Source organism: Streptomyces sp. NRRL S-340, from assembly GCF_000720185.1.
Lineage (GTDB): Bacteria > Actinomycetota > Actinomycetes > Streptomycetales > Streptomycetaceae > Streptomyces.
On record NZ_JOIY01000041.1, the window covers coordinates 72,513 to 94,017 of the forward strand.

Annotated in this window: 17 protein-coding genes and 1 pseudogene; 4 read left to right on the forward strand and 14 right to left on the reverse strand. The window is 73.8% G+C overall.

Annotated features, from left to right (window positions below):
- Window positions 1–42: 42 nt before the first annotated feature.
- A complete protein-coding gene (locus IG64_RS28925; protein WP_199811672.1) occupies window positions 43–396 on the forward strand; it encodes a hypothetical protein in 354 nt (117 codons plus the stop codon).
- Between the two features lie 272 nt (window positions 397–668).
- Here IG64_RS28925 and IG64_RS28930 read toward each other — a convergent pair whose 3' ends face one another.
- Genes IG64_RS28930 through IG64_RS28940 form a run of 3 tightly spaced genes read right to left on the reverse strand, consistent with a single transcriptional unit; the run spans window position 669 to window position 3,321 of the window.
- Window positions 669–1,415 (reverse strand): SDR family NAD(P)-dependent oxidoreductase, encoded by a 747-nt coding sequence (locus IG64_RS28930; protein WP_037861496.1) that lies wholly within the window; start codon window positions 1,413–1,415, stop codon window positions 669–671.
- Window positions 1,412–2,404 carry an alpha/beta hydrolase family protein gene (locus IG64_RS28935; RefSeq protein ID WP_037861497.1) on the reverse strand — a complete coding sequence of 331 codons (993 nt, stop codon included), beginning with the start codon at window positions 2,402–2,404 and terminating at the stop codon, window positions 1,412–1,414. Before IG64_RS28935 ends, IG64_RS28930 begins: the two co-directional genes overlap by 4 nt.
- The gene (locus IG64_RS28940) at window positions 2,401–3,321 is read right to left on the reverse strand and encodes a zinc-binding dehydrogenase (protein WP_037861498.1); all 921 of its coding nucleotides are present in this window, start codon (window positions 3,319–3,321) and stop codon (window positions 2,401–2,403) included. Before IG64_RS28940 ends, IG64_RS28935 begins: the two co-directional genes overlap by 4 nt.
- Window positions 3,322–3,410: 89 nt before the next feature.
- On the opposite strand from IG64_RS28940, the gene IG64_RS28945 reads away from it, so the two are divergent.
- Together IG64_RS28945 and IG64_RS43120 are read left to right on the forward strand one after the other, a co-directional pair.
- A complete protein-coding gene (locus IG64_RS28945) occupies window positions 3,411–4,355 on the forward strand; it encodes a LysR family transcriptional regulator (protein WP_037861500.1) in 945 nt (314 codons plus the stop codon).
- 1,034 nt (window positions 4,356–5,389) lie between these two features.
- Complete coding sequence (locus tag IG64_RS43120; protein WP_037861502.1) at window positions 5,390–5,614, forward strand: hypothetical protein; 225 nt, start codon at window positions 5,390–5,392, stop codon at window positions 5,612–5,614.
- 293 nt (window positions 5,615–5,907) lie between these two features.
- Here IG64_RS43120 and IG64_RS42490 read toward each other — a convergent pair.
- From IG64_RS42490 to IG64_RS29000, 11 genes and pseudogenes are all read right to left on the reverse strand, one after another.
- A pseudogene (locus IG64_RS42490) lies at window positions 5,908–6,075 on the reverse strand (lactate utilization protein C); the annotation flags it as partial.
- Window positions 6,076–6,423: 348 nt separating this feature from the next.
- Window positions 6,424–9,156 (reverse strand): SWIM zinc finger family protein, encoded by a 2,733-nt coding sequence (locus IG64_RS28955; RefSeq protein ID WP_420710002.1) that lies wholly within the window; start codon window positions 9,154–9,156, stop codon window positions 6,424–6,426.
- Complete coding sequence (locus IG64_RS28960; protein ID WP_037861504.1) at window positions 9,156–12,113, reverse strand: DEAD/DEAH box helicase; 2,958 nt, start codon at window positions 12,111–12,113, stop codon at window positions 9,156–9,158. The genes IG64_RS28955 and IG64_RS28960 overlap by 1 nt, the downstream gene beginning before the upstream one ends.
- 138 nt (window positions 12,114–12,251) lie before the next feature.
- A complete protein-coding gene (locus tag IG64_RS28965; protein WP_037861506.1) occupies window positions 12,252–12,836 on the reverse strand; it encodes a hypothetical protein in 585 nt (194 codons plus the stop codon).
- Window positions 12,833–13,972, reverse strand: coding sequence for an ROK family glucokinase (locus IG64_RS28970; protein WP_037861508.1), 1,140 nt, complete (start codon window positions 13,970–13,972; stop codon window positions 12,833–12,835). The genes IG64_RS28965 and IG64_RS28970 overlap by 4 nt, the downstream gene beginning before the upstream one ends.
- A gap of 117 nt (window positions 13,973–14,089) precedes the next feature.
- Window positions 14,090–14,929, reverse strand: coding sequence for an ATP-binding cassette domain-containing protein (locus IG64_RS28975; protein WP_051813434.1), 840 nt, complete (start codon window positions 14,927–14,929; stop codon window positions 14,090–14,092).
- A complete protein-coding gene (locus IG64_RS28980; protein ID WP_037861510.1) occupies window positions 14,926–15,975 on the reverse strand; it encodes an ABC transporter permease in 1,050 nt (349 codons plus the stop codon). The genes IG64_RS28975 and IG64_RS28980 overlap by 4 nt, the downstream gene beginning before the upstream one ends.
- Window positions 15,972–16,976 (reverse strand): sugar ABC transporter substrate-binding protein, encoded by a 1,005-nt coding sequence (locus IG64_RS28985; protein ID WP_037861512.1) that lies wholly within the window; start codon window positions 16,974–16,976, stop codon window positions 15,972–15,974. Before IG64_RS28985 ends, IG64_RS28980 begins: the two co-directional genes overlap by 4 nt.
- A 244-nt stretch (window positions 16,977–17,220) precedes the next feature.
- Complete coding sequence (locus IG64_RS28990; RefSeq protein ID WP_107474387.1) at window positions 17,221–17,958, reverse strand: GntR family transcriptional regulator; 738 nt, start codon at window positions 17,956–17,958, stop codon at window positions 17,221–17,223.
- Between the two features lie 297 nt (window positions 17,959–18,255).
- Window positions 18,256–19,434 (reverse strand): cytochrome P450 family protein, encoded by a 1,179-nt coding sequence (locus IG64_RS28995; RefSeq protein WP_037861515.1) that lies wholly within the window; start codon window positions 19,432–19,434, stop codon window positions 18,256–18,258.
- A 247-nt stretch (window positions 19,435–19,681) separates the two neighbouring features.
- Complete coding sequence (locus tag IG64_RS29000) at window positions 19,682–20,353, reverse strand: response regulator (protein WP_037861516.1); 672 nt, start codon at window positions 20,351–20,353, stop codon at window positions 19,682–19,684.
- A 100-nt stretch (window positions 20,354–20,453) separates the two neighbouring features.
- Between IG64_RS29000 and IG64_RS29005 the strand changes: the two genes are divergently transcribed.
- Window positions 20,454–21,419: an NADPH:quinone reductase gene (locus tag IG64_RS29005; protein ID WP_037861517.1), complete on the forward strand. Its 966-nt coding sequence runs from the start codon at window positions 20,454–20,456 to the stop codon at window positions 21,417–21,419.
- The last annotated feature ends 86 nt before the right edge of the window (window positions 21,420–21,505 follow it).

Consider the following 21,505-nt stretch of genomic DNA (forward strand, 5'->3'; position numbering starts at 1 on the left):
GCGCCGGCCCGCGCCGCCTCCGACCAACGCACAGCGATGTGGATGCGCGGTGACGCCGTCCTCGAGGACGCCGCGACCGACCGGATCGAGACCCTGCGCGGCGAAAGCCACATGACCCGCCTCGCGGTCACCCGCCCGCTGGTCGCCCTACGCGTCCTCATCGGGGACCAGGCCGTGCGCGCCGCGGCCGACCGCGTGATCACGCTGATCCACGCGATCCGGCCGGCGATCCCCGCCGCCACGGCCGGCACCGACCGCGATGCGGCCAAGCAGCGGCTCACCGAGGACGGCGAGGCCGCGAAGGCCGCCCACGACGACTTCGTCAACACCGCCGCCCGCTGCCTGAGCCCGGCCATGCCGACGGCCACCGTATCCCCACCCTTGACCGTTCCCTGACCCGCACGAGGCCGACCTCCCACTGCGCCCACCGACCCTGGCCGGCTCACCGCCGCCCACGTCGAAGGGTTCGTACGGTTCCGCACGGCCCAGGCGGGCGAGGAAGAAGAGAGGCACCGACGAAAGTCGCCGACCTGGGGCTGCGCAGGACTTCAGAGAGATCGTTCCGCGGTGACCGGCCGTTCTCGCGCGGCGAGTGGCACAGGCTGGACGGCGGTCGACCGCGCGGGCCTGGGAGAAGCCGGCTCGCTTCGGGTGTGCGCGGCCGTTCGTCAGGCAGGTACTGCACCGACCAGGCCGCCGTCGACGACGAGGTCCTGGCCGTTGACGTAGGACGCGTCGGACGAGGCGAGGAATGCCACGGCCGCCGCGATCTCCTCCGGACGTCCGAAGCGGCCTGCGGCGATCCGGCCGGTCAGCGCCTGCGCCTGCGCCGCACTCAGTGCCGCGGACGGGTACATGGGGGTGTCGATGTACCCGGGGCTGATGGAATTGACGCGGATCCCGCGCGGGGCGAGTGCGGCGGCGAGGGTCCGGGCCAGGTTGTGCACGGCGGCTTTGGTCGCCGAGTACAGGGTGAGGACGCTGTTGCCCCGGTGGATGGTCCACGATGCGTTGATGACGATCGAGCCTCCGTCCGCCAGGAGCGGCAGTGCCTTCTGGACGGTGAAGAACACCCCCTTGAAGTTGACGTCGACGCCGTGGTCGAACTCCGGCTCGGTGATGTCGTCGAACGGTAGGAACGTGCCGGTGCCCGCGTTCGCGAAGAGGCTGTCGAGACGGCCGTGACGGTCACGGACCGTCTCCATCAGCGTGTCCACCGCGCTGGGGTCGGCGGCGTCGGCCACGACTCCCGAGGCGTGGGGACCGAGCTGCTGGACGGCGGCATCCACTCGCGCGCGGGTGCGGCCGGTGACGATGACGTGAGCGCCTTCGGTGATGAGGCGGTGTGCGGTCGCCAGGCCCATGCCGCTGGTGCCGCCGGTGATGAGGACGGTCCTCCCGGTGAAGCGGTTCATGCCGATGCTCCCGTCAGGGTGCGCGTGATGTGGTCGGTGAGGTGGGGCAGCCAGTCGGCCCGTGCGTTGCCGAGGAGGTGGTCGCCGTGCGGTACGGACAGATAGGTGCCGTGCGGTGCCAGACGAGCCAGCGGCTCGCCGTTCGTCACGCCGGGTATGACGTCCTGACCCCCGTCCACGACCAGCAGCGGGGCCGCGATACGAGGTGCCAGGGCGGAGAGGTCCACCTGGCGGGCGAACGCGCGCGCGGCGTCGGGGCCGCCGGTGCGGCGGGCCATGATGTCCCGTACCGGCGGGGGCACTTCCTCCCAGCCGAGGCGGAAGGGTCCGCTCACGGTTGCGGCCGCGGCCACGCGCGGCTCGAGCGCCGCGGCCCGGGCCGCGAAATAGCCGCCCAGACTCAGGCCGACAAGCCCGATGCGTGCGACGCCGAGGGCATCGACGACCCGGCCCACGACCTGCTCGTAGTCCGGCTGCAAGGCGGTCGTGGCCGCGAGCACGCCTTGCCCGGGCCCGTCCATCGCGAACACCGCCAGCCCTCTGGCCAGCAGCGCGGAGGCCAGATCGAGGAACTCTTCCTTGGCCGAGTCCAGGCCGGGGACGACGACCACGGTGCCAGGAGCGTCGGCGGGGCCGCGCAGCCAGCCGGTGAATCCCTCACCGCTCACACGCCGCGCGCCGGGCTCCAGCGCAGTGAGTGCTCTGCTCAAGGCATGGTCGGCCTCGATGGCGGCACGGCTCGACTGCGGGCACGGCGTGAGCGTGGCGAGGTGGAACCACCGGGCCGCCATCAGCAGATGTTCCCCCGCGGAGACGGACGATCCCGCCTTCTCCGCCCGCTCCAGATGGGCGTGTCCGGTGCGCAGGAAGGACGCCTCCCAGTCGGCGACGGAGGCGAGGGCTTCGGTCACGCGCCGGTACTCGTGGGGGTCGACGCCCGCACCGGTGGCGCGTGTCCACTGGGCGGCGGCGAACTCGGTGACGCTCATCGTGTTGCTCCTGTTGTGAGTACGGCCTTGCCGCGTATCCGGCGCTCCCGCAAGTCGACCAGTGTGTCGGCGGTCTCCGCCCAGGCGGCGACCCGGCCGATCTCCGGGTGCAGCCGCTCCTGCTCCACGAGACGGACCAGGGCAGCGAGGTCGCGGGCGTAGGGGGCGCCGGCGTAGTGGAAGTGCTGGATCGTGACGCGCTCGGGCCCGCTCAGCAGTTGGAAGAAATCGAGGGTCACCGGCGTGCGGCTTGCCTGGCCGAACCAGACGAGCAGCCCGCCGGGGCGCACCTTGGCGAGGGCGACCGGCAGGTCCGGCCCGCCCGCAGACTCCAGCACGACGTCGAACGGTCCCCGGGCCGCCGCCACGTCGTGCACCACCTGCGCGCCCAGCTCTGCGAGCCGCTCGCCGCGAGCCGGCGTGGCCGTGACCGCTGTCAGCTCGGCCCCGGCACCGACGGCCAGTTCGGTGACGTAGTGGCCGACGCCGCCCGCCGCTCCGGTCAGCAGCACTCGCCTGCCGGCCAGGGAACCGGCCGTACGCAGCAGGCGCAGGGCGGTGATCCCGGCCAGGGGCAGGGCTGCCGCCCGTACGCTGCCGACACTGTCCGGGAGCACCGCGAGCGAGTGCGTGGGCACGGCGGCGTACTCGGCCCAGCCGCCGTGCGCCGGATGTCCGACCACGCGGGTGCCGATGCCGGGCCCCGAGCCGTCGGCCGCCGCCTGCACGACGAGCCCCGCGATGTCCTTGCCGGGCAGCAGCCCCGGCCTGGGGTTCTCGAGGAGGAACGTCTCGCCCCGGTTCGGTGCGAACGCCTCGACCTTGACCAGTGCCTCACCGGGCTCCGGGACGGGCTGGGGCACCTCGGCGAAGGCGACGGGACGCGCCGCTTCCCCTGTCGGAATCAGTCTTTGCATGCCGAGAATGCAACCTCCACGGCAGCCCGGTGATCCAACAACCCACACGCACAGCCGACAACCTTCGGTTGTCGCCTATGGTGGGAGCCATGGATCTCGACGTGCCACAGGTACGCGCCTTCGTGCGAGCCGCCGAGGAACTGCATTTCGGGCGAGCGGCGGGAACGCTCGCCATCTCCCAGCAGGCGCTGTCCAAGAGGATCGCGAGGCTGGAATCCCTGCTCGGCACCGAACTGTTCCAGCGCGGCGGCAACGGAATACGCCTCACCGAGGCCGGACAGCGTTTCCTCCCGCCGGCCCGGCAGACCCTGGCCGCCGCCGACGCCGCGGTCGCGGCGGCGGTCGGCAAGCACCGTCCACTGCGCGTCGATGTCTGGGGACACCTCTACGCACCGATGCGGACACTGGCCCAGGTCGCCGGAAAGGCCGGGGACCTGGCGCTGGGGCACGGACGCGACCTGCCGTCGGTGACGACGGCACTGCTGCACGGCGACATCGACGCGGCCTTCGGCCGGGTCCACCCCCCGCTGCCCTCCGGTCTTGCACACCGCCTCGTCCGCCTCGAACCGGTGGACGCCGTACTGAGTACGGACCATCCGCTCGCCGCCGAACCAGCACTGCGGCCCGCCCAGTTGAGCGACAGCGTGCTGTGGGCACCCGGCGAACTGGACCGGCTCGACTTCCTGCACCGGTTCGCCGGCCGATTCGACATCCGAGACACGGCCACGAGTGTCAACCTGGGCCTCCCCCACTTCCTCGCCGAGGTGGCGCAAGACCCGCGAGGCTTCTCGCTGCTGCCCGCCGACGCGCCCCTGCCGCGGATCCCGGGGCTGCGCTCCGTCCCGCTGGTCAACCCCACACCGCTGTACGCCTGGTCGCTGCTGTGGCGCACCGGCAACGCACACCCGGGACTGAGCGACCTCACCGCCGTCTGCGCCGCCGAAGCGGGTCAACGCCGTTGGCTGGAGTACGACCCGGCTCGCGACTGGCTGCCCGAACCACCCGCGAACCGCGCCTGGGGCAAGGAGCATTGAGCAGCGCTGCCCCAAGTGCGTCGTCTCCAACCGTGCGCAAACTCGGCCCGGACACCTTTCGTCGGTGTGTCGGTGTCCCGAAGGTCGTCGTTGATGACGTTCTTGAAGTGACGGCTGCGTATCAGGTTCCGGGCGCACGGCGTGGGGGGTGTGGGGGGAGCATCCGCAAGCTCCGTTCCAGTCACCCCCCAACAGACTTCTGTCCAGGTGCGGTCGTCGGTGTCGTGCAGCTCACCGCAGGGGTACGACAACGGGTCGCGGCCCCGGCTCGGCTTCGCTCAGCCTTCTCCACTGATCCGCACAGCGTTGTGCGGGTGTTCGGGTCGGACTTGGGCCGGGGGGCCGAGCCCACCAGGACCGGGTGGCCTGCCGAGTCGACAGTCGCGGCAGTGATCGTGCCGGTGCCCATTGCCGAACTGTCCGTCCTCATCCAGTGGCTGCCGTCCTGACTGGTGAGCACCAGCGGGAGGGAGTCGTAGACCCGCTCCGGCGTCTTCGGACCCGGCACGGTGACGCTGGCCGACGGCGCCTGCGCGACCTTCTGGGTCCACTCCGCGGCTGGCGGGGGATCCACTGTCCTCGTCGACCACCTGGGCGGCGCAGGGCAAGCCTGTCCCTCAACGGTGAGAAGCTCCAGCTGCCGCTTCTCGGCGGCGGCAAGAAGGGCACGAACAAGGTCAAGCTGTTCCTCCCCGGCGGCATCAACAAGATCACCGTGACGGGCATGTCAGACGCACTGATCCTCGACCGGCTGCGGGTCACCCCGTCACGCGGTGCGCTGAAGCCCACCGTCCACCAGGCCGAGAACGGCTCCCTCTCCGGTGCCGCCCGGGCGACCGACGCCTACGGCTTCGCCGACGGCGGCGAGGCCGTCACGAACATCGGCGGCGGAAAGGCCAACGCCCTGATCCTCGGCGTGACGGCCGCCAAGCCGGGCCGGTACGCGCTGACCATCCGCTGCTCCGACGCCGAGCAGGCACCCGCCACCCACTACAACCCCGACCCCGTCGCGCGGCACGCGGACCTGTCCGTCAATGGAGGCGCGGCCCCGCCGCATCCTGTTCCCGGCCACCTTCCACTTCGACAACTTCTGGGAGCTGACCGTCCCGGTCACCCTCAAGGAGGGCACGAACCGCCTGACCTTCACGGCGGAGGAACTGCCGGACTTCGACGGCGGCACCTACAACCAGTACGGCCAGCGCTCCCCCTACCCACCGGTGATCGACCAGGTCGCCCTCACGCCGCTGGCCGCGGGGTAACGCCCTCCCCTGACTGCTGAGGCGAGGCACCGACGTCCCGCGGTGTCTCGCCTCACCTGACGTACCGCCGGCCGGCACCGCCGGAGAACCGGGCAGCGGCTGTCGGTTGGGCGAGGCGGTCGAGCCACGCCGAGCGAGCAAGTGGTTCGCCCGCCGGTACGTGGCCGGCGAGCGGGAGGTGACGCCGGTCCCACGGGGGCATACTCGCCGAACGGCCGCGCGCGGGCGGGCGACCGGCATCCCCGCCGTCTGCACGCCGGCCGGAGTCGGCCCCAGGTGGCCAACGGCGGCCTCAGCAAAATGACTTCCGGCCTGCGAGGCCCGTGCACACCTTCGAGGCGGTCGAGTTCCATGTCACTGGCGGCCGAAGGGCCGGAGATCCACGTGAGGGGCCGTGCCGGACCGAGCCGGGGCACGGCCTGCGGAACAGATGCCACCACCTGTTCCGGTGCGCGCGCGACGACGTCAGGCAGCTCCGCTGCGTGGACCCGGTGCCCGTAGGCGGCGGTGGTTGCCGTGTATCCGGCGACCGGCATGTCGTGGTGGTGCCTCGGCCGGACGGCGGCCCCGGAGACGGAACGCCTGCGGTGCACCTCAGAAGCGTCACAGGGACACGGGCCGCATGAGGTGGCAACCGCATCGTGCGCGCCGGCGCAGTCGACTCACGACGAAGCCGCGACCGGAGCGTCCCGGTGCGGCGTCGTCGCCCTCACAGCTCCGCGTAGAGTCCCGTCCGAGCGGGACCCGGCGTGCCTCGCCGTATCACCCGCGCATCCCACACTCGAGGCGCGCCGGGGACGGTGCGGTGCTCAGGTGTCCCCGGGCGTGTCCAGGCCGGTCAGGGCGCCTACCGGGTCCAGGTCCGGGGTGCCGCGGGGCCACCAGTCGTCGCGGCCGGGTTCGGACTCGTAGGCGTACCAGAGGTGGTCCTTGCCCAGGCGGAGCTGGAGCCGCCCGGCGGGGTGGGTGAGACGGTTGCGCCAGGGGCGGAAGGCGGGCAGGTCGGCGGCGAGGAGCAGAGGGCGGGCCCGGTCGAACCGGCCGGCCGGCGGGTCCCAGGGCTCCTCCAGGACGGCGAGCCCTTCCGCACCCCCCTGCCGCCAGGCGGCCACCGCGCGGGCCAGCTCCGCCGCGGTGCGTCCGGTCGCGGAGGCGAGCGCGGCGTACAGGGAACGGGTGGCGGCGGTCAGGCCCGAGCCGGGACGGGCCGCGGCCAGGCGTACCGCGTCCTGCCACAGCGTCAGCCCGCCTACGGGGTCACGGCCCGTGGTGAGCAGGGCGTGGGCACGTACGGCCGCGTCGGTAGCCAACTGATCCAGCGCGAACGGGTCCGGGCCGCCGGGGGCCGCCGGGTACACCGGGGGCTGCTCGGGGTGCGCCGGGGGCGGCAGCGGGGCGGGGAGCGGCTGCGGGCGGCGCGCGAGGGCGTCGGCGGCGCGCACGCCGGGGAGCGGTTCCGGCTCGCGCTCCTGGGCGGCCCTCGCGGCGCGGGCCGCGCTGCGCCGGGACAGCGCGTCCAGCAGTTCCCGCTCGCCCCGGCCGCGGAGCAGCAGCAGGACGAACGGGTCGGCGTCCAGCAGCCGCGCCGTCTGGTAGCACAGGGCCGCCCCGTGCTTGCAGGGATGTCCGCGGTCGGGGCAGGAGCAGCGGGCCTCCAAGTCGTGCGGGCCGGGGAGCAGCGGGACCCCGCACCCGGTCAGGGACTGCGGCATCTCCTTGTCGAGGAGCGCGGCGATGTGGGCGGGCTGCTCGGCGGCGGCGTTCAGGAAGCGGTCCCATTCCGCGTCGTCCAGCGTCCGCAGCCGCACCTGGACCCGGTACGGACGCGGACGGCTGCCCTGCACGTACGCCAGCACGAGGCCGGGCGTCACGGTGATCGCGTCGACGTGCCCCGTCCGCGCGTAGGCGCGCCCCCGTGCCAGCCGCGCCGCGTCCAGCGCGCCGTCCTCCAGGGCGGTGGTCCACGCCTCACCCCACCAGGTCCCGGCGGAGCCGGAGTCCCCCGGGGCGGGGGCCGGGAGCGCGGGGAAGGTGCGCCGGAGTTCCCCGTCGCGGCGGGGCGAGGCCATGCTGCCGGGGACGCGCAGGGCGGCGGACGCGGGAGCTGGGGCGGGGGCGGGGGCCGGGGGCGTGGTGGCACCGGTCCCGGCGCGGGTTTCCGTGCCGGTGGCCGGGCTGGTCTCCGTACCGGTCCCGGCGCGGATCGCCGTGCCGGTGCCTGCGCGCGTTGCCGGGCCGGTGCCTGGGCCGGTCTCCGTGCCGGTATGGGAACGGGCCTCCCCGTGCGTGTCCGTGCCGGTCCCGGCGCCGGTCTCCGCGTCGGACTGGATGTCGGGCCCGGGACGGGTCTCCCCGCCCGTTTCCGCGTGCTCTTCCCTGCCGGGCCTCTGACGAACCTCCCCGTGCGTCTCCATGCCGGTCCCGGCGCCGGTCTTTGCGTCGGGCTGCGCGTCGGGGCCGGTGGCGGTGGGTGCTGTGGGTCTCGGGGTCCGTTCCGGGGTGGTGGGGAGAGACTCTCCGGGCTCACCCGTCGCGAGGTCGTCCGGCCTGGGGCGGGTCGCTTCCTCGCTCGCCGCTTCGGTGTTCGCGTCGGGCGTCTCGTCCGTCGTCCGCACTCCCGGCGGCATCCGGAAGGATCGCCCGAGGAGTTCCGCCACGGTGCGGACGGGGGCGCCGGAGCCGTCGCCGACCCTGCTGCCGCGCCCCGCCGGTCCGCCGGTCTGGCGCACGGAACCACGGGGCGCGCTGATCGGTGCCGGGGAGCGTTCCGACGCGCGGGCCTCTCGCGCGCCCCGAGGTGCGCGGGCGGAACGGGGGCGGGGTGGTTCCGCCGCTCCCCCGGTCGGCGCGGGCCGGTCCTCTTCCCCCTCCGTGCCGCTGCCGCCGCCGCTGCGGGCTCGGGCGGCGCGCAGGGCCTCGCGCGCCACGTCGGCGGGCCGCGGTGCGGCGGTGCTCACCGGTGCAGGGTCCGGGGTGACGGCCGCCGGGGTGGCGGACGCCTGCGTGGTGGACGCCTGCGTGGCGGCAGGGGCGGGCTGCTGTTGCGGGCCCGGCGGCGCCGTACGCCGCAGGGCCGCGCGCGCCGCGTCACCCGGGCGAGGTGGCTGTTCCCTCTCCCTCTCCCGCTCCTCGTCCGACGCCGTCCGCTCCTTCGCAGCCGGCCGCACAGCCGTCTTCGGCGTGGGAGTGCCGGCGGCCGGTGCGTCCGTCGTCGGCCGGTGTCCCCGTGCCGCCCGCAGCGCCTCGCGGGCCGCGTCGCCGGGGCGGGGCGGCTGGGAACGGGCGGCCGGCGTCCGCACGGTGGGGGCCGGTGCGGCGGCCCACTCATCGGCGCCGGGGGCGCTGCCGCTGGTCACCGGCGTCGGCTCCCCACGGCCGTCCGCGCCGTCCTCTCGCACGGGCCCGATGGCGTCCGCCCCCGCTGACTGAGGAGAATCGGTCTGCTCGGCCCCGGCCGGCTGAAGAGGACCGGGCTGCTCGGCCCCGGCCGGCTGCGGCCACTCGGTCCGCTGGGCCGCGTCCGTCTGCTCCGCCGCGCTCATCAGGCTCCCCTCCTCAACGACACCAGGTCGGACAGTTCCCGGTCGGACAGTTCGGTGAGGGCGGACTCGCCGGAACCGAGGACCGCCTCGGCCAGGGCGCGCTTGGCGGCGAGCATCTCGGCGATACGGTCCTCGACGGTGCCCTCGGTGATCAGGCGGTGGACCTGGACGGGCTGGGTCTGGCCGATGCGGTAGGCGCGGTCGGTGGCCTGCTCCTCGACCGCCGGGTTCCACCAGCGGTCGAAGTGGACGACGTGGCCCGCGCGCGTGAGGTTGAGGCCGGTGCCCGCCGCCTTCAGGGAGAGGACGAGGACCGGGGTGGCGCCTTCCTGGAAGCGGTCCACCATGCGTTCGCGCTCGGGGACCGGGGTGCCGCCGTGGAGGAGGTCGACGGGGACCGCGCGGGCGGCGAGGTGGGCGGTGATCAGGCGGGCCATGCCGACGTACTGGGTGAAGACCAGGGCGGAGCCGTCCTCCGCGAGCACGGTGTCCAGCAGCTCGTCGAGCAGCGCGAGTTTGCCCGAGCGGGCCGCCAGGCGGTCGCCGCCGCCCGGGTGTGTGCCGTCCTTCAGGTAGAGGGCCGGGTGATCGCAGATCTGCTTGAGCGAGGTCAGCAGCTTGAGGACCAGGCCGCGGCGGGCGATGCCGTCGGCGGTCTCGATGGCGAGCAGGGACTCGCGCACCACCGCCTCGTACAGCGCGGCCTGCTCGCGGGTGAGCGGGACCGGGTGGTCCGTCTCGGTCTTGGGCGGCAGCTCGGGGACGATGCCGGGGTCGGACTTCCTGCGGCGCAGCAGGAACGGGCGCACCAGGCGGGCGAGCCGTTCCACGGCCTGGTCGTCCTCGCCGTTCTCCACCGCGCGGGCGTGGCGGGCGCGGAAGGACGTGAGGGGACCGAGGAGGCCGGGGGTGGTCCAGTCGAGGAGGGCCCAGAGTTCGGAGAGGTTGTTCTCCACGGGGGTGCCGGTCAGGGCGACCCGGGCGGGCGCGGGGATGGTGCGCAGGGCCTTGGCGGTCGCGGAGTGGGGATTCTTCACGTGCTGCGCCTCATCGGCGACGACCATGCCCCAGGGCCGGCCGGCGAGCAGGGGCGCGGCCGAGCGCATGGTGCCGTACGTGGTGAGGACGAAGCCGCTTTCGAGGCCGTCCAGGGTGCGGTCGGGGCCGTGGAACCGGCGGACGGGCACGCCGGGTGCGAACCGGGTGATCTCCCGCTGCCAGTTGCCCAGCAGAGAGGCCGGGCAGACCACCAGCGTGGGCGCGCGGTGGTCCCGCTTGAGGTGCAGGGCGATGAGGGTGACCGTCTTGCCGAGGCCCATGTCGTCGGCGAGGCAGCCGCCGAGACCGAGGGAGGTCATGAGGTCGAGCCAGGCGAGGCCGCGCAGCTGGTAGTCGCGCAGGGTGGCCCGGAGGCCCGGGGGCGGCTCGGCGGGGCGTACGCCTGCGGTGATGCGGTCCCGCAGCGCGGCGAGGGCTCCGACCGGCACGGCCTCGACGGTCTCGCCGTCGACCTCGGCGGTGCCGGTGAGGGCGACGGAGAGCGCGTCGACCGGGTCGAGCAGGCCCAGGTCGCGCTTGCGGGCCCTGCGGACCAGGCCGGGGTCGACGAGGACCCAGCGGTCCCTCAGCCGGACCACCGGGCGGTGGGCTTCGGCGAGGGTGTCCATCTCGGCCTCGGTGAGCGGGTCGCCGCCGAGCGCGAGCTGCCAGCGGAACCGCAGCAGTTCCTCGCTCTCGAAGAAGCCGGTGCCGTCGGTGGCGGAGCCGGGCGCGGGCCGCACGACGGCGGTCGCGGTGAGGTCGTGCGCCAGGTCGCGAGGCCAGTGCACGGCGACGCCGGCCGCAGCGAGCCGGGTCGCGGCCACTCCGAGCAGGTCGCTCACCTCCGGCTCGGACAGGGCCAGGACGTCGGGCACGTCCTGTTCGCCGAGCCGGTCCAGCGGCGGCCAGACGCGGGCCGCGCGGCGCACGGCCAGGGCGGCGTCCACGCGTGCGCGGGGGCCGAACGCCGTGTCGGCCTCACCCGCCCACAGGGCCGCCGCGTCGGCGACGAGGGTGGGGTCGGCGAGGCTGTGCACCTGGACGATCGCCGCGCCGGCGCGGCGGGCCGGCTCCGTGTCGTCCGCGCCGCCCGCCGGGCCTGCGTCGAAGAGGTCGTGGGCGGCCAGGTCCAGGCGCAGCGAGATCCGCACACCGGCGTCCATGCCCGCGGCGACCTCGGCGGCCCAGTCGTGGGCGGCGGGGAGGTGCTGGGCCGCGCGGTGCGCGAAGGGCCTGCCCGCGGTGTGCGGTGCGGCGGGGGTGCGGGGCAGGGTGTCGGCGACGGCGTCGAGGAAGGCGCGCAGGAGTGCCTCGGGCTGCGGCAGCCGGAGCGGGCCGGGACCGGGCAGCGGCACGGCGTGGCCCTCGTGGGGCAGGGCGGCGGCGATGGCGCGCAGGTGGGCGAGGTCGTCGGGGTCGAGCGGGCCCGCCCGCCAGGCGTCGTGTCCGCTGGCGGTCAGGCCGGGCAGCAGGCGCCCGCGCGCGGTGAGCCGCAGCGCGTGCAGGGCGGCGGCGCCCCAGCAGGCCGTGGCGGGGTGGGCGGCGGGGTCGTGGCGGGCGCGCACGAGGTGGGGCAGGGCGACGTCGAGCGGCAGGGACAGGGCGGGGGCGGTCCGGCGGCGGGCGGCGGCGCCGTGCGATCGCACCACCGTGAGGGTCGTGCGCACGGGCGGGGCGCCGGGGGCGGCCGGGGTGAGGTCGGCCGGGTCGGCCGGGTCTTCGGGTGTCTCCGCCTCCGGGTCCCACAGGACGATGCGGCCCTGGCGCGGCAGCGGTGCGGGCACGAAGACGGCGGGCAGGCGGAGTGAGACGGCCTGCCCGGCTCCGGTCGTCCCCGTCCCGCTCGTCCCGGTGACGGGCCACCCGGTCCCGCTCGCCTCCGCCGAGGTCGTCCCGGCCACGGCCATGTCGCTCATACGTCCTGTCACCTCCCGCTCGTCGGTCGAGTCAGCCGTCTTCGACTTTACGGGCGGGGTCTGACAATCGGCTCCGGACCGGGCGCCGGGGCCCTCGCGCGGCCGCCGGGGGGTCCCGCGGCAGGGGCCGGGCGCGGGTCAGGGGACGGTCTGGGAGACGACGTAGACCATGGGCAGCACCGGATCGGACAGGTTCACGATGACGTCCTGGCTGGGTGCCGGGTTCTCCTGGCTGTGGCTGAGGCCCCACCAGGGGCCGGGGCCCTTGAAGTTCCAGCCGGTGACGTCGCGGTCGCGGCGGCTGAAGGTGATGTCGCCCTTCTTGAGGTCGCTCCGGTTGACGCCCATGGCCTCGAGGAAGGTGTCGAGTCCGGGCTGGGTGGTCCGGAACTGGACGTAGAGGCGGCTGGTCTTCCAGTTGTTCGTCTCGTAGGAGGCCACCCGGTCGGCGGGGTGCGGGATCGGCACCTGGTAGAGGCGGCGCTGGACCTTGGCGGGGTAGGTGGGGGTCAGGCCGGTCGCGGCGTACTTGGCTTCCTTGTCCTTGCCGCTGTCGCGGCTCTGGGCGGCGGAGATGACCAGGTAGCCGGCCGGGACGCCGATCAGCAGCATGATGATCAGCAGGGTCAGGGCCCGGCGGCGGTTGCGGTGGCGGCGGTCCTCGGCCGGCCGGGACGGCGGTTCGTCCGGTGCCGCCGCCTGGCGGGGCAGGGACATCGTCACAGCGTCTCCCGGGCCGCACGCCGGGCCTGTGCGTACTGCTCGTGGCGCTCGACCCGGCGGCGTTTGGCGCGCCGGAAGCGGCGGGCGACCAGACGGGCGAGGTCGGCGGCGCCGACCATGCCGGCCTCGGGGCCGAGCTGGGCCCGGACGATGCGGGCCTCGGGACGGTAGCCGCGGCCGGTGAGCTGGCGCTTGAAGGCGTCGCGGGCCGGGCCGATGAGCAGGTCGTCGGCCGCGGACACCCCGCCGCCGATGACGAAGCAGGACGGGTCGAGGGCGGCGGCCAGGTTGGCGATGCCGACGCCGAGCCACTGGCCGATGTCCTGGAGCAGCTCGACGCACATGGCGTCGCCCTGGCGGGCCAGCTCGGTGATCATCGGGCCGGTGATGTCGGGGATGTTGCCCTTGACGTGCTCGATGATGCCGTAGGCGACCGGGGAGTCGGCGGCGGCCAGCTCCCGGGCCTCGCGCACCAGGGCGTTCCCGGAGCTGTACTGCTCCCAGCAGCCGCGGTTGCCGCAAGGGCAGCGGTGGCCGCCGGGCACGACCTGCATGTGCCCGAACTCGCCGGCCACGCCGAACTTGCCCCGCTTGACCTGGCCGTCCTCCAGGATGGCCCCGCCGATGCCGGTGCCGAGCGTGATCATGACGAGGTGGTCCTCGCCGCGGCCGGCGCCGAAGCGCCACTCGGCCCAGGCGGCGGCGTTGGCGTCGTTGTCGACCAGGACGGGCACCGACAGGCGTTCGGAGAGCCGGTCGCGCAGCGGCTCGTTGCGCCAGGACAGGTGGGGGGCGAACAGCACGCGGTTGCGGTCGGCGTCGACCCAGCCGGCCGCGCCGATGCCGACGGCGTGCACGTCGTGCCGGTCGGACAGGTCCAGGACCAGTTCCACGATGGTGTCCTCGACGACCTTCGGGCTCTTGGACTTGTCCGGGGTCTCCGTGCGGAGCCTCTCCAGGATGTTGCCGTCGGCGTCGACGACGCCCGCCATCACCTTGGTGCCGCCGATGTCGATGCCGACCGTCGGGACACGGGGCGCCGTCAGGTGGGAACGGCGCTCACGGGTGCCCACGGTGCGCAGGACCGGGGCTCGGCGGGAGCCGATGGGGGCGGTGAGGTCGCGGTAGGTGCTCATCGGCCCCGATTCTGCCGCACGCCCGGTAAGGGTGCTGTATCGGCACCCTGCGCTCCGGCGCCCCGGGCGTGCGGCACGCGCGCGCGGGAGGACGTCGCGCGCGGCGGCCGGCACCCTTCAGGAAGTGCCCTTTTCGGGTGCGGAGGTGGCCTTTTCGGGTGCGGAGGTGGCCTTTTCGAGTTCGTGGCGGAGGTCGTCGAGTTCGCTGCCGCCGGCCATCTGCCGGGTCAGCTCCTCCAGGGTGGTCTCCTCACGTGTGTGATGTGCCACCATCGCGCCCCTCTTGAGGAGCACGAACCTGTCCCCCACCAGGTACGCGTGGTGCGGGTTGTGGGTGATCAACACGACGCCCAGACCCTCGTCGCGTGCCGCGGCCACATATTTCAGCACCACGCCCGACTGCTTGACGCCGAGCGCCGCCGTCGGCTCGTCGAGGACGAGGACCTTGGCGCCGAAGTGGACCGCGCGGGCGATGGCCACGCACTGGCGTTCGCCGCCCGAGAGGGTGCCGATGGGCTGGTCGACGTCCCTCAGATCGATGCCCATGCGCAGCAGTGCCTCCCGGGTGGTGCGGCGCATGAGGTCGACGTCCAGGCGTTTGAAGGGGCCGGCGCCCTTCCTGGGTTCGGAGCCGAGGAAGAAGTTCCGCCACACCGGCATCAGGCCCACGACGGCCAGGTCCTGGTAGACGGTCGCGATGCCGCGGTCCAGGGCCTCGCGCGGGGAGGCGAGCCGTGTCTCCTCCCCGGCGATGCGCAGGGTGCCGCCGTCGTGCTGGTGCAGTCCGGCGATCATCTTGATCAGCGTCGACTTGCCGGCGCCGTTGTCGCCGAGCACGCAGGTGATCTCGCCGGCGTGCACCTCCAGGGAGACGCCTTCGAGGGCGCGGACGGTGCCGTAGTGCTTGCTGACGTCGGACAGCTCCACGAGCGGGGTAGGTGCCGTGGTGCCGGTCATGTGGTGGCCTCCGCCCGCTTGCGGACCCAGGCGTTGAGCAGGGTCGCCAGGAGCAGCATCGCTCCGAGGAAGAACTTGAACCAGTCGGGGTTCCACTCGGCGAAGACGATGCCCTTGCTGGTCATGCCGAACAGGAGTGCGCCGACCGCCGAGCCGACGGCGCTGCCGTAGCCGCCGGTGATCAGGCAGCCGCCGATGACGGCGGCGATGATGTAGATCAGCTCGTTGCCGACGCCCTCGCCGGACTGGACGGCGTCGAAGGAGAAGAGCAGGTGCTGGCCGGAGATCCAGGCGCCGAGGGCCACGCCCATGTACAGGCCGATCTTGGTCCTGGTGACCGGTACGCCGACCGCGCGGGCGGCGTCCTGGTTGCCGCCGACGGCGAAGATCCAGTTGCCGGTGCGGGTGCGCAGCAGGATCCAGGAGGCGACGGCGACCAGGGCGAGCCACCACAGGACGGTGACCTTGAAGTCGACGCCGCCGACGGTGAACGTGGAGGCGAAGACGGCGTGCGCGGCCGGGAAGCCCTCCATGTCGCCGATGGTCTTGGTGGAGACGGTGTCGTCGATCAGCTTGGTGAAGCCGAGGTTCATGCCGGTCAGCATCAGGAAGGTGCCCAGGGTGATGATGAAGCTGGGCAGCTTGGTGCGGGTCAGCATGAAGCCGTTGAACGCGCCGATCGCGAGGGTGACCAGCAGGGAGACGCCGACACCGACCCAGACGTTCGCCGTCATCTGGTAGCTGAACATCGAGGAGACCAGCGCCGAGGAGGTCACCATCACGCCCGCGGACAGGTCGAACTCGCCGCCGATCATCAGCAGGGCGACGGGGACGGCCATGATGCCGATCGTCGAGGACGCGTAGAGCACCGTGCTGAGGCTGGAGGCGCGCACGAACCCGTCGGCGGCGAGGGCGAAGAAGACGAAGACGGCGATCGCGCCGACGACCGAGCCCAGCTCGGGCCGGGAGAGCAGGGTCCGCAGCGGGGAGGTGCCCAGCAGCCGTTCGTCGGTGCCGGATCCGGTCCGCTCCGAGGTGGCGCTCATCGGGTGCCCCGCTTCGTGTACTCCTCCAGGGCGGCGGCCTGGTCCTTGGTGACGATCTGCGGGCCGGTGAGCACCGGCTTGCCGCCGCCGAGGACGTCGCTGTTGTACTTGTACAGCCACAGCAGGTCGACGGCCTGGTACCCCTGGAGGTAGGGCTGCTGGTCGACGGCGAAGCCGAGGGTGCCGTCCTTCAGCTCGGCGGCGACCTTGGCGTTCAGGTCGAAGGTGTCGACCTCGGCCTTGCTGCCCGCGTCCCCCTTCGCCTTGACGGCCGTGTCCGCGTAGGGGGCGCCGAGGGTGACGACCGCGTCGACGGACTTGTCCGCCTGGAGCTTGGCTCCGATCGCGGACTGCACGTCGGGCATGTTGGTGCCGTTGACGTAGAGGTTCTCGACCTTGCCCGAGAAGGTCTTCGCGACGCCGGCGCAGCGCTGCTCGTGGCCGACGTTGCCCTGCTCGTGCAGGACGCACAGGACCTTCTTCCTGCCGCGCTTGTCCAGTTCCTCGCCGACGGCCTCGCCGGCGACGGTCTCGTCCTGGCCGATGTGGGTGAGCGCGCCGAACGCCTTGGACTCGGCGGAGCCGGAGTTCACCGTCACCACCGGGATGCCGGCTTTCTCGGCGCGGGCCACGGCCGCCTTCATGGCGTCGGGCTTGGCGAGGGTGACGATGATGCCGTCGACCTTCTTGTCCACCGCCGCGTCGACGAGCTGCGCCTGCTGCTGGGCCTCGTCGTCGTGCGAGTACAGGAAGTTGATGTTGTCCTTGACGGCGGCCTGTTTGGCGCCGTTCTGCACGATGTCCCAGAAGGTGTCGCCGTCACCGGAGTGGGTGATCATCGCGAAGGTCCAGCGGGGCGTGTTCACCGCCGCCCTGCCCTGGGCCGCCGCGGCCTTGCGGGCGTCCTCCGCCCGCTTGCCGCCGGTGCTGCTGCATCCCGCGAGGGACAGCGACAGTGCCCCTGCGAGGGCGATGCCTACCCAGGTTGGAAACCGTGCCACGAGGCCGTGCCCTTCTAGCTGTGTTCGAACGTACGCGCGGGGCCGATGACACACCCATCAGCCCCGAACATCGCATTATCGGATATCTACAAGTGAAGGCAAACGACCGGGTACCGTGAACCGGCCGCGTTGTCCGGACATTGTGACGACCGGCGCCCCCGGCCAGGACCCGCTCCCGCCTCTTCCGAGGTACCTCGGGGCCGCGCCCGCCTCGGTCCCGGCCCGCCCCGGGGCCGCTCCCGGCTCAGGACCGTACGAGCAGCCGGAACTCGAAAGAGTAGCGGGACGGACGGTAGGTGTGCGTGCCGAACTCGACCGCCCGGCCCGTGGCGTCGAAGGTGGTGCGCTGCATCGTGAGCAGGGGGGCGCCCTCCGCCTCCCCGAGCCGCTCGGCCTCGCAGGGGGTGGCGGCGCGGGCGCCGATGGACTGACGGGCGCTGTGCAGGGTGATCCCGGCGGAGCGCATCAGCCGGTACAGGCCGGTCGCCTCCAGGTGCGCGGTGTCCGGGTCGAGCAGACCGGCCGGCAGGTGGTTGATCAGGTACGCCATCGGCTCGCCGTGCGCGAGCCGCAGCCGTTCCACCCGGTGCACGTCGGCACCCTCGGTCACCCCGAGGGCGGCGGCGACCTCGGCGGACGCGGGGACGACCGCGTTCACCAGGACCGTGCTCGTCGGGCGCTGCCCGGCCGCCTCCAGGTCGTCGTAGAGGCTGCTCAGCTCCAGCGGACGTTTGACCTGGCTGTGCACGACCTGGGTGCCGACCCCGCGGCGGCGCACCAGCAGCCCCTTGTCGACGAGCGACTGGATGGCCTGGCGGACGGTGGGGCGGGACAGACCCAGCCGCGCGGCCAGCTCGATCTCGTTGCCCAGCAGACTGCCGGGAGTGAGGGCGCCCTGTTCGATCGCCGCCTCCAGCTGCTGCGACAGCTGGTAGTACAACGGCACGGGGGAACTCCGGTCGACACTCAGCGCGAGCGACAGGGTGGGGTCCACATCTGGTCTGGGCACGGCCCGAGCGTAGCCCGGCGACCGGTTGACGGGAAGTCGTGTAGTCAGTTTGTCCGGACATAGGGAGGGGTGACGTCCGGGGCGGCCCCTTGGCCCCCCGGACCGGCGGGACCGGCGGGACCGGCGGGACCGGCCGGCGGGCCACTCACCCGCCTGCCGACCCGGTCCCGGCCCGCGCGGTGCGCTCGCCGCCCCGCCCCCGGCGCCCGCGCGCCCGGCCGGGGAGCCGGATGCGCGGGCCGTGAGCGGACCCGGGGCGGCCGCGGCCGGCTACCAGCGCACCGGCAGGCTCCGGGTGCCCCGGATGAGCATGCCCGGCAGCCACTCCCCCGGCGGGCCGTCGAGGGCCAGGCCGGGCGCGCGCCGCAGCAGCGTGCGCAGGGCCGTGCGCGCCTCCATCCGGGCCAGGGGCGCGCCCACGCAGAAGTGGATGCCGTGGCCGAAGGCGAGGTGGCCCTGCGTGTCGCGGTGGAGGTCGAAGCGGTGCGCGGCCGGATAGCGGGCGGCGTCCCGGTCGGCCGCGGCGAGGCCGATCAGCACCGGCTCGCCGCGCGCGATGGCGGTGCCGCCGATCTCCAGCGGCTCGGCCGCGTACCGGAAGGTGGCGTTCTCCACCGGGCCCTCGTAGCGCAGGGTCTCCTCGACGACGGCGTCCACCAGGCCGGCGTCGGCCCGCACCTCGGCGAGTTGCGCCGGGTGCCTGAGCAGGGTGTGGACGCTGTTGGTGATGAGGTTGACCGTGGTCTCGTGGCCGGCGATGAGCAGCAGGAAGGCCATGCCGCGCAGTTCCTGGGGGGAGAGCCGGTCGCCGTCCTCCGCGGTGGTGCGGATCAGCGCGCCGAGCAGGTCGTCGGCGGGGCCGGCGCACCGCTTGTCCTCGATCAGGTCGGTGAGGTAGGCGGCGAGCCGGTCCACGGACCGCACCAAGCCGTCCTCGCTGGTGGGGGCGACGAACTCGTTCGACATCTCCCGGAACGCGGCCCGGTCCATCTCGGGGACGCCCAGCAGTTCGCAGATGACCGTGATCGGCAGCGGGTAGGAGAACGCCTCCACGAGGTCCGCGTGCCCCAGCGGCAGCATCGCGTCCAGCAGTTCGTCGGTGATCGCCTGGATCCTGGGCCGCAGCGCCTCCACGCGGCGCGCGGTGAAGGCGCGGGTGACCAGGGAGCGCAGCCGCGTGTGCTGCGGCGGGTCCGCTGTCAGCAGGTGCTTGCCGATCACCTCCTCGACGGGCTGCACGTCGAGACCCGCGACGTCCTTGGCGAGCCGGGGGTCGGCGAGGGCGGCACGCGCCTCCTCGTACCCGACGACGAGCCAGGTGTCGTAGGACTCGGGCGGGGGCAGTCGCACGCGGTGGACCGCGCCCCGTTCCCGCAGGTGCGCGTAGACGGGGTGGGGGTCGTCCCTGAACCCCTCGCCGTACTCCGCCAGGTCGATCACGTCTGCCATCTCGGCTCCCCTCCGGAGCGCGTACGCCACCCGGCGCCCCGTGCCCGGACAACGACCGGCGGCGGCGCGAAGTGCCCCCAGGCCCCCTGTCGTCACATTCCCGCCTGGCCCGCGACGCCCGGCACGCCCTCTCGCCGCACCGGACGAAACCCCGGGTACGCCCCGGTCACGAGGACTTCGGAGCGCGCACCGGACGCCGCAGCGCCGCCCTCCGGGCGACGGCGGGAAGGTGACGACAGGACCCTAGCTACGACGCGTCCTCTTCGAGGAGTCCGGCGTCATGGGCGAGCAGCGCGATCTGCACACGGTTGTTGAGGCCGAGTTTGGCGAGGATGCGGGAGACGTGCGTCTTGACGGTGGCGACGCTCATGAAGAGGCCGGCGGCTATCTGGGCGTTGGCCAGGCCCTGCCCGACGCGGACGGCGACCTCGCGTTCGCGGTCGTTGAGTGCGGCCACCCGCTCACGCGCGCGGGAGCGCCGGTCGTCGCCCGCGGCCCCGGCCGCGTGCCGCATCAACTGGCGCGTGACGGTGGGCGAGAGCACGGGGTCGCCGGCCGCCACCCGGCGCACCGCCTCGACGATCTCGGCGGGCGGGGTGTCCTTGAGGACGAAGCCGGCGGCGCCGGCGCGCAGCGCCCTCAGCACCTGCTCGTCGGCGTGGAAGGTGGTCAGGACCACGACCTGCGGTGCCTTCGGGCGGGCGCGCAGCCGTTCCGTGGCCGTCAGGCCGTCCACGCCCGGCATGCGCACGTCCATGAGGACGACGTCCGGCCGGGTGCGTTCGGCCAGCGTCTCCGCCTCGCCGCCGTCGGCCGCCTCACCGACGATCTCGATGTCGGCGGCGCCTCCCATCATGAAGGACAGCCCCGCCCTCACCAGGGGGTCGTCGTCGACGAGGAGCACTCGGATCACGGTCATGGGCCCAGCCAACCAAACGGCCCGGGCCGCGGCCACACCGGCTCGCCGCCCCGGGGCGCGGAGGCGCGGCGGGCGTCCGGCGGTGGCAGCATGGTCGTTCATGCGTGCTGCCTACATCGAAGAGCTGGGTCCGCCCGAGGTCATCCGCTGGGGTGAGCTGCCGCCGCCCGTGCCGGGAGCCGGTGAGGTGCTGGTGGACGTGCTGGCCACGGCGGTGGACCCGGTGGACACGCTCGTGCGCTCGGGGGTCTTCCGCACGCCGCTGCCGTTCCCGTTCGTGGTCGGCCGCGACCTCGTGGGCACGGTGGCGTCGCCCGGGTCGGGGTTCGCGGCCGGCGAGACGGTGTGGTGCAACAGCCTCGGCCACGACGGGCGGCAGGGAGCGGCGGCGGAACAGGCCGCCGTGCCGGCCGGCCGCCTCTACCGGTTGCCCGCCGGTGTGCGGCCCCAGGAGGCGGTGGCCGTGTTCCATCCCGCCGCCACCGCGTACCTGGCGCTGTTCACCCACGGCGGGCTGCGGGACGGGGAGACCGTCCTGGTCGGCGGGGCGGGCGGCAACGTGGGCAGCGCGCTGGTGGAGCTGGCGGCGTGCGCGGGGGCGCGTGTCCTGGCCACGGCCGCGCCCCGCGACCACGACCACGTGCGCTCCCTGGGCGCGGCGGAGGTCGTGGACTACCGCGCCGGGGACCTCGTGGAGCGGCTCGCCGCCCTGGCTCCGGACGGGGTGGACGTCCATGTCGACACCTCGGGCCGCAACGACCTGCGGGCCGCGGTCGCCCTCCTCGCCCGCCGGGGCCGCGTCGTCCTCCTGGCCGGTGCCCGGGACGAGGCAGCCCTGCCGGTCGGTCCGCTCTACATGAAGGACGGTTCCCTGCGCGGCTTCGCCATCTCCCACGCGACGGTCGCCGAGCTGGCCGCGGCGGCGGAGGCGGTCGACGAACGGCTGGCCCGGGGCGGCCTGCGGCCCCGTGCGGTGGAGTACGCCCCGCTGAGCGAGGCGGCCCAGGCGCACCGGCGCGTGGAGCGCGGCGAACTGCATGGACGGCGCGTGGTCCTGCTGCCCTGACGGGCCGGGCGGGAGGCCCGGGGTACGGGCTGTCTCTTATACACATCTGACGCTGCCGACGACTCCTTACGTGTAGATCTCGGTGG